Source organism: Bacillus sp. DB-2, from assembly GCF_003315125.1.
Lineage (GTDB): Bacteria > Bacillota > Bacilli > Bacillales > Bacillaceae_G > Bacillus_A > Bacillus_A mycoides.
The window spans coordinates 144951-153092 of the sequence record NZ_QNRN01000003.1; the positions used below are offsets into that span (position 1 = coordinate 144951).

An 8142-nucleotide genomic window follows, 5' to 3' on the forward strand; every position below is an offset into this window, starting at 1 on the left:
CTTTTATTAATAGGTAGGTTATTATTGTCTTATTTAGTAGTTAAGTCGATATCCTTTGTCGAAACGTCGATATATGCGGAGTTGTGTTCAATATAATTTCACTTACCGTCATGCGACATAAAAAAGAGCTATTCTCAAACGATGAGAATAGCTCCCTTTCTTTACGCAACTTTCTCTTCCGAAGTAATTCCGCGAATTTCATCAGCAGAACGGATTGGATATTTGCGGAACACAATGGAACCGACGTATCCAACAATAGTGGTAACGATTCCACATAATACGGCAGCAATCGTTACTTTTATTACATCATTAAATCCGAACAGTACGAGAAGTCCTGGAATTGGTGATGCTGTCCCTGGTGCATTATTAACGAGCTGGAATAGCGACGTAATAATACCGGCAAGCGCACCGCCAACAAAGTTTGTCATATAGATAGGAATTGGATTTGCTGAGACAACATCGGCCTGTGTTAACGGCTCGATTGCCACGGCGATTGTATCTTTCTTTGAACAGATTTTTAGTCGCTTAAAGAAAATGAAGTTCATTGGGGCAGAAGCTGCTACGGCAAGACTACCAATTGCCATTGGTAAACCAGTTAATCCAAGCATTGCAGTTAGTGCCATAGAACTTAATGGAGATGTAGAAATAACTGTTATTAATCCACCAAGCATAATACCCATAATGATAGGACTTTCTGTAGTCGCAACTGAAATCATAGAACCGATTTTACCAAGCGTTGCGTTAACGAGTGGATCCATAAGCATGGCCATTCCGCGTGAAATTGGTGCGGCAATACATAGGATTGCTAAAAATTCTACACCAGCTGGTAATTTCTTTTCGAGAAATTTTACGACGAAAGCACAAACGTATCCAGCGAAAAATCCTGGTAAAATACCGAATCCGCTAGTAGCGATACCGATTAAAACAGCGTATACGGGTGAGACACCGATTGCCAATGCGACTAAAATTGCCGCTGCGACACCGCTCATACTACCAGAAGCTTCTCCTACTGATTGTAAAAAGTCATTATGAAACATTTCTCCACCAATATAACGGTGAAATGCTTCAATAAGAAAACTTGCGATTGCTGCATTAGCTAAAGCGCCCATTGCTTTCATTCCGTAAGGCGCACGGTAACTGAAAAGTGTAAATAGACAAAGTACAACAAGTAATAGTGCTAAACCTTGCAAGATAGCCATTTGAAAACTGTCTCCTTTGATTTTTGTAATAAAAATTTGTATCATTCAATAATAATATAAAAGTTTGTTAAACGGAAAAAATTTTTATTGGGAAATTGCTGTAAGGTGAAAAACTCTTACAATAATGTAAGGAAAGTGTAAGGCATTTCGATAGAGTATAGTATGCCTTTTTTCGTATAATACAGGTATAGACAGACAGTTAGTGAGAAAGAAGTGCAAACAGGAGGCGCATTTATGAAATTGGTAATTAAAGTTTTAGCTGTGTTCGCCATTATTTTAGGAGGAACAGCATATTATTTAAACACGAAAACAGAAGGTGTGCATGCTTTTGTAGACAACTTCTTTTCAAATAAAGAAATACAAGATTATTATGCTGTTATAGATAAAAGTGAAAAAAAAGACGATGAATATTTGTATACATTTAAAGGGTATACAGAAGATGGAAAGCTACAAGTTATTAAAAGAATGGTGAACCGTGAATTGCATACGGGTGCTTTTATAAAAATTTATGCAAAAGGTATGCAGGGAAAAGGATGGGCTGAAATCTCGAAAGAATCAATCCCGCAAAAAGCGTTGCAAAAAATAGAAAAACCATAAAAGGAGCGAATCGTTCGCTCCTTTTTTAGTGAGTTAAAATGGTGATAGCTGAACTTTCTTTATTAGAAATGATTTTTGCCCTTCCGCCAATTGGGAAAGTAAAAATAGGAGTTGTATGTCCGAAACTTGTATTTGCAATGATAGGTATATGTGTAAGTTCAGGCTTTGAAGCAATCATTTCTTGAATGTCTTCTATCGTACATTCTGCTCCTTTTTGCATTCGTCCTATAACAATGCCTTTTACATGTTCAAAGTCAGGTTGCTGCATAAGAGAATGTAAATATCGATCAAAAGTTTTTAGGGTAGATTTTCCTGTTAAACTATCCTCTTCAAGAAATAAAATTTTGCCCTGTAAGCTTGGCATATATGGTGTACCTTGCAGTAAATTAAATGTGCTCATATTGCCGCCGATAATATCCCCTGTAGCTTCTCCTTCTTGAATCGAAACATATCCTTCATTTTTAATAAATTTTCGATTTTCTTGATCCATATACCAAGAGTCATCGCTCCAAGTTTCAGCTGGTAGTATTTCAATAGGTTCATGAGAAGTTAAGCACTTTAAAAAGTAATCGGTCGTATAATCGAGCCCTTTCTCCATTCCAAATGAAGAGAAGTGAGGACCTGAATATGTAACTAAGCCTGTTTTAGCATAAATCGCGTTAGTTAAAGCGGTAATATCAGAATAACCGCAGAAAATTTTCGGATTTTCTCGAATTAAATCATAATCGAGATGTTTCAATAAACCGTTAGAGTTGTATCCGCCAAGTGTCGTCAAAATGGCTTTTACATTAGGATCTCTAAATGCTTCGTGGAGGTCTTGAACTCGTGAAGAAATAGAAGAGGAAGCGAATCGATCTATCTCATCAGCATATTTTGAGAATGTAACTTGAAAGCCTATGTCGGTTAATCTTTTTATAGCAAGGTCTCTGTTTTCATTTGAGACAATACTTAAACTACAAGATGGTGAAATAACCCTTATTTCATCACCTTTTTTAAATTTTGTTGGTAGCACCAAATTCACCCCTTAAAATAAAAGAATATTTAGATTTAAAAAATATTTTAACATATGAAATAAAGTGAAGGTGAATTATTTTTTGAAAAGGAGTTTTCCTGATTTTTCAGCAGACAGACAGAGTCTTTTTTTGATATGATAGGAAAAGTGATTTATTATAAGTAGTATTTAATATCTATAACATTTGAAGGGTGTGCAAGACGTGAAGAAACAACTTGCAGGCTTGCCGGTACACGTTCATTTCGTAACAGAAATCCGTGAAGGGGCGAGGAAGGAAACCGTTGCTTTTGAAGCAAATGGTCAATACTATGTAAAAGGTCAAGGTACATATATAACATTCCAAGAGCCGAACGAACAAGGCGAAGTGAAAACAATTATTAAAATTCAAGATGAACAAGTTCTCATTATGCGTTCAGGTGCTATTTCTATGCGTCAGACGCATGTGAAAGGTGAATGGACAACTGGTACGTATACGAGTGAACTTGGTACGTTTGCATTGCAAACGAAAACTGATAACGTTCTTTTTAAATGGTCGGATGAAAAGAAAAAAGGACAACTCTTCTTAACGTACGCATTGCTTCTAAGTGAACAAGAAGCTGGCAGATATACAATTACACTTAATTTGAAGGAGGCAAAATAATGAATTCTTTAGAACAAGTAAAAGGATTGATTAAAGAAGAAATTCAAGCTGCTGTATTAAAGGCAGAACTAGCGACAGAAGAACAAATTCCAAACGTTGTATTAGAATCTCCAAAAGATAAAACAAATGGTGACTTCTCTACAAATATGGCAATGCAACTTGCACGCGTTGCGAAAAAAGCACCTCGTATGATTGCAGAAGAATTAGTTGCAAACTTCGATAAAGCAAAAGCTTCTATTGAAAAAATTGAAATCGCTGGTCCTGGTTTCATTAACTTCTACATGGATAATAGCTACTTAACAGACTTAATCCCAACAATCGTCAACGCTGGTGAAGCATACGGTGAAACGAATACTGGTAAAGGTGAAAAAGTACAAATTGAGTTCGTATCTGCGAATCCAACAGGCGATCTTCACTTAGGACATGCACGTGGTGCGGCAGTAGGTGACACTTTATGTAACGTATTAGCAAAAGCAGGATATGATGTATCTCGTGAGTACTACATTAATGATGCTGGTAATCAAATTCATAACTTAGCTCTTTCTGTTGAAGCTCGTTACATGCAAGCTTTAGGTTTAGAGAAAGAAATGCCAGAAGACGGTTACCATGGTGCGGACATCATTGGAATCGGTAAACGTTTAGCTGAAGAGTTTGGCGATCGTTATGCAAAAGCTGATGCAGAAGAAAGCTATGAATTCTATCGTTCATATGGTTTAAAATATGAGTTAGCAAAACTTCAAAAAGACTTAGCAAGCTTCCGTGTTAACTTCGATGTGTGGTTCTCAGAAACATCATTATACAAAAACGGAAAAATTGATCAGGCTCTTGCTGTATTAAAAGAGCGTGACGAAATCTTTGAAGAAGGCGGAGCAACTTGGTTCCGTTCGATGACTTACGGTGACGACAAAAACCGTGTATTAATTAAAAATGACGGTTCTTACACATACTTAACGCCAGATATCGCTTATCACCGTGATAAATTAGAGCGTGGTTTCGATAAGCTAATCAACATTTGGGGTGCTGACCACCACGGTTACATTCCTCGTATGAAAGCTGCTATTCAAGCACTAGGCTACGATAAAGAAACACTTGAAGTAGAAATCATCCAAATGGTACAACTGTACCAAAATGGTGAAAAAATGAAAATGAGTAAGCGTACAGGTAAAGCAGTTACACTTCGTGAGCTTATGGAAGAAGTAGGCGTGGACGCAATGCGTTACTTCTTCGCAATGCGTAGCGGTGATTCTCATTTAGACTTCGATATGGACTTAGCTGTATCAAAATCTAATGAAAACCCAGTATACTATGCACAATATGCACATGCTCGTGTATGCAGTATCCTTCGTCAAGGTGAAGAGCTAGGATTAGCTACAGGCGGAGACGTGAATTACAAACTTGTTACTTCTGAGAAAGAAGTAGAGTTACTGAAAAAACTGGGTGAATTCCCAGCTGTAGTTGCGGATGCAGCGCAAAAGCGTCTGCCACACCGCATTACAAGCTATGCATTTGAATTAGCAGCAGCATTACACAGCTTCTACAATGCAGAAAAAGTATTAAACCAAGATAACTTAGAATTAAGTAAAGCTCGTTACGAATTAATGAAAGCAGTACGCACGACACTTCAAAATGCATTAGCAATCGTAGGAGTATCTGCACCAGAAAAAATGTAATAAAGAAAAGCGGAAGCGGCTCGTTCAGAATAGGAGGTGGATGGAGCTCCTGACAGAGAGGCGTATTTTGCCTCAGAGGAAGGCGCGAAACCACCGAATATTCTAGCCGCTGGAGCTGGACAATAAAGAAAAGCAGAAGTTTATAAAAAGGCAATCACAATAACATGTGGTTGCCTTTTTTGATCTGTATTAAGCTGCTTTTTGACCTGTTTGAGTAACAGGTTTTTGAAGAGTGTTATAAACACCAGTTCCGATAACTTCCAATGCCATTTTCATACGTTCAGGCGAAATGTTTTCTAATACATTATCTTGAGGCGTGTGATATACCTTTTCGATATGATAGATTAATGGATTCCAACTATCGACGCCCATCCAAATAAATAGTGCAGAAGGAATACCCACTTCAGCAAATGGTACGTGATCACTAGAGCCAAATTTACCTTGGAGAACGAGATTATTATTTAATTGTTTACCTGCTTGTAAGGCAGCATCTGTTACAAGGTTTGTTGAGCCATCAGGAGTCATTGCATATAAATTTTTTGCTTTATCATAATTTGTTGCAACCATGTCTGCGTTAAAGACACCTAAAATTCGATCACGTTCCTTTTGGGACAGACTATTAACATAATAATCAGAGCCAAGTAAGCCAGTTTCCTCAGAACCAAAAGCAATAAAACGAATTTCTTTATCAGTTTCTACATTTTGAAAAGCACGAGCCAGTTCTAATACTAATCCTGTACCAGAAGCATTATCATTTGCCCCAGGTGCTCCAACGACACTATCGTAGTGTGAACTTACAACGACGGCCTTTTCATTACCTGTACTATTTTTTGGTTTCTTTTTAGCGATGACATTTAAGGATGTTAAATTAGATTCATGTCTCGCTTTTAGGGAAAGAATTGTTGTCTCTTTTTTAGCGATTTCTTCTTTAAATGCATTTCCTTGAGCATAAGCAAGACCGAAGACAGGGATAGCCTGTTTTTTAGTTAAGCGAGGATTGAAAGTTTGTCCATAGTTCCCGCGTCCGCCAATTAAGCTGTATAACAGAACACCTTTTGCCCCTTTACTAACAGCATTTTCAACCTGTTTATTATAATCTGCTACTGTTGCACCTCTTTCGAATAAAACAATTTTGCCGTTTACCTCATTTGGAATATCGTCTAATTTTGTACCACCTTGAACAAAGATAAGCGGAGCTGTAACAGCTTCTGTAGAAATTAGTGCATTTGGAGCAGCACCAGCTTGCCAATTACGCTTTGTCCCTAATGGTGATTCGATAAATCCAACGTATTGATCCGGCACTTGGAAGGGCTGATACTCTACTTCATATCCCATTGATTTAAGCTTCATACCAACATAGCGAGAAGCCCATTCTTCTGATTTTGTACCACCTGGACGGGGACCGATTGTTTCGGATAAGAAACGGATATGCTTGATGGCGCGGTTTGCATCAACTTGTTTTGTAATAGGTGGAGTCTGTGTAATTTCTGACGTGGAATCAGCTTTTGCGCCCGATTGGAGCTAAGCTAACGGCGAGTGATACAGCAAGCAAGGAGCTTACTATTTTTTGTTTCAGTGATTTTCTCATTTTTTCCTCTCCCATTCTTCTATTCTCTCTGACTGACAAAAGAAGACGGATAACGACTATATCCCGCTATTTTTGGGCAGTAAAACCCCAATCTCAAAATTCAGCTGTAAAGCAAAGAAGTTAGATGGGAGTCGGGCTGCCCGTAAAAGCCCGATTGGTGTGGGCTAATAATCAATGAGGGATGGACAAAACCCTCACTGATTAAAGTTTCACTTTATCTTACCTTTATATATCTGAATTTTCAATAAATATATGTTGAGAAATAAAAAACGCTATATGCACATTTGCATATTTTCAGCGGATATATGTATGCTATCATTTTAAATGAAGGTTCGCTTTCTGTTCTGAAGGCTCCTACATTGCATGAATCTAGTGTACCCAAACTTTAGATTATGTAGGGAAAAGGGATCCGTTATAGGGTTTCTTTTCTTTTGTTTTGTTTCAATCACGTGATGGTAACTATGTTTCCGCATTTCATAATTGTCATCAGTGATATATGTAAGGCATCCATATGAAAATACGAGGCTGTTCAAGAGTTTTCCGTACTTTTGGACAGCCTCACCCCGTTAAAACGACGATACTTTGTGTATCGTCTTTTTTGCACAAAAAAAACAGCCAATCAACTAATAAATTGATTGGCTGTAAAACATATTATTTATAATGTTTTTTACGTTTTGTGGCTAAAATACTTAACAATCCAGCTAGTAGAAGAACGATACCTGCTGCTTGTGTATGATCTTCTTTATGACCTGTATTTGGAAGTTTTTTATCTATATTTCGATCATCTTGCTGTTTGTTTGTCTGTGTTTCAGGATTTCCTTTTTCTAGTTCCTCGGAAGTTTCTTTTCCTGGTTTCTCCTCTTTATTTGGAGGAGTAATTGGTTTATCATCTCCACCTGGTGAAGATTCGATCTTCTTATTTGAAACTGTAATTTGTAGTGGTGTAGCTTGAGCTTTTTCAATTGTAAAGCTTATCGGTGAAGCATCTAATTGATAGCCTTCAGGAGCCTTTGTTTCCACTAATTGATAATTACCAGGTTTCAAATCATTTACGATTAATTTACCGTGTTGGTCTGTTTTTAGGCCTTCTCGGATTATTTTTCCATCGTGGTCTAAGATATTGAAAATGGCACCTTCAAGTGTTCCACGGTGATCAATATCAACTTTAGTTAACTCAATTGAACCTGTTGTTAAGCTATTTAAAGCTTTAACAGAGGTAACCCCAGATTGTCCCTTCGTAATTGTGAAAGGAATTGGCTTAGCACTTAAATCATAGCCAGTAGGAGCTTTCGTTTCAACGAACTGATAGTCTCCTGGACGTAAATCAGAAACGCTAATTTTCCCATCTTTATTAGTAGTTAAATCAGTACGAACATCATTGCCGCTTTGATCAACGATTTTAAAGATAGCACCTTCAAGAGTAGAGCTGTCGATGT

At 37.5% G+C, this 8142-nt stretch carries 6 protein-coding genes and 1 pseudogene; 3 read left to right on the forward strand and 4 right to left on the reverse strand.

Translation table 11 applies throughout. The features are described from left to right. Nucleotides 1–161: 161 nt before the first annotated feature. The gene (locus DET63_RS06240; RefSeq protein ID WP_002068536.1) at nucleotides 162–1199 is read right to left on the reverse strand and encodes a PTS sugar transporter subunit IIC; all 1038 of its coding nucleotides are present in this window, start codon (nucleotides 1197–1199) and stop codon (nucleotides 162–164) included. A gap of 234 nt (nucleotides 1200–1433) precedes the next feature. Here DET63_RS06240 and DET63_RS06245 point away from each other — a divergent pair, with 234 nt between their 5' ends. Then, nucleotides 1434–1796, forward strand: a complete 363-nt coding sequence (locus tag DET63_RS06245; protein ID WP_002130097.1) for a YxeA family protein — start codon at nucleotides 1434–1436, stop codon at nucleotides 1794–1796. A 25-nt stretch (nucleotides 1797–1821) separates the two neighbouring features. Here DET63_RS06245 and DET63_RS06250 read toward each other — a convergent pair whose 3' ends face one another. Next, a complete protein-coding gene (locus tag DET63_RS06250; RefSeq protein WP_113936174.1) occupies nucleotides 1822–2808 on the reverse strand; it encodes a S66 family peptidase in 987 nt (328 codons plus the stop codon). A 202-nt stretch (nucleotides 2809–3010) separates the two neighbouring features. Here DET63_RS06250 and DET63_RS06255 point away from each other — a divergent pair, with 202 nt between their 5' ends. Together DET63_RS06255 and argS are read left to right on the forward strand one after the other, a co-directional pair. Beyond that, nucleotides 3011–3448, forward strand: coding sequence for a YwiB family protein (locus DET63_RS06255; RefSeq protein WP_002089794.1), 438 nt, complete (start codon nucleotides 3011–3013; stop codon nucleotides 3446–3448). Then, complete coding sequence (gene argS, locus DET63_RS06260; protein ID WP_002016342.1) at nucleotides 3448–5118, forward strand: arginine--tRNA ligase; 1671 nt, start codon at nucleotides 3448–3450, stop codon at nucleotides 5116–5118. Before DET63_RS06255 ends, argS begins: the two co-directional genes overlap by 1 nt. Nucleotides 5119–5307: 189 nt before the next feature. Here argS and DET63_RS06265 read toward each other — a convergent pair. Then, nucleotides 5308–6706, reverse strand: a pseudogene (locus tag DET63_RS06265) (M28 family metallopeptidase). Between the two features lie 651 nt (nucleotides 6707–7357). Next, the coding region (locus DET63_RS30545) for an MSCRAMM family protein (RefSeq protein ID WP_258550628.1) at nucleotides 7358–8142 on the reverse strand (785 nt) is incomplete at its 5' end.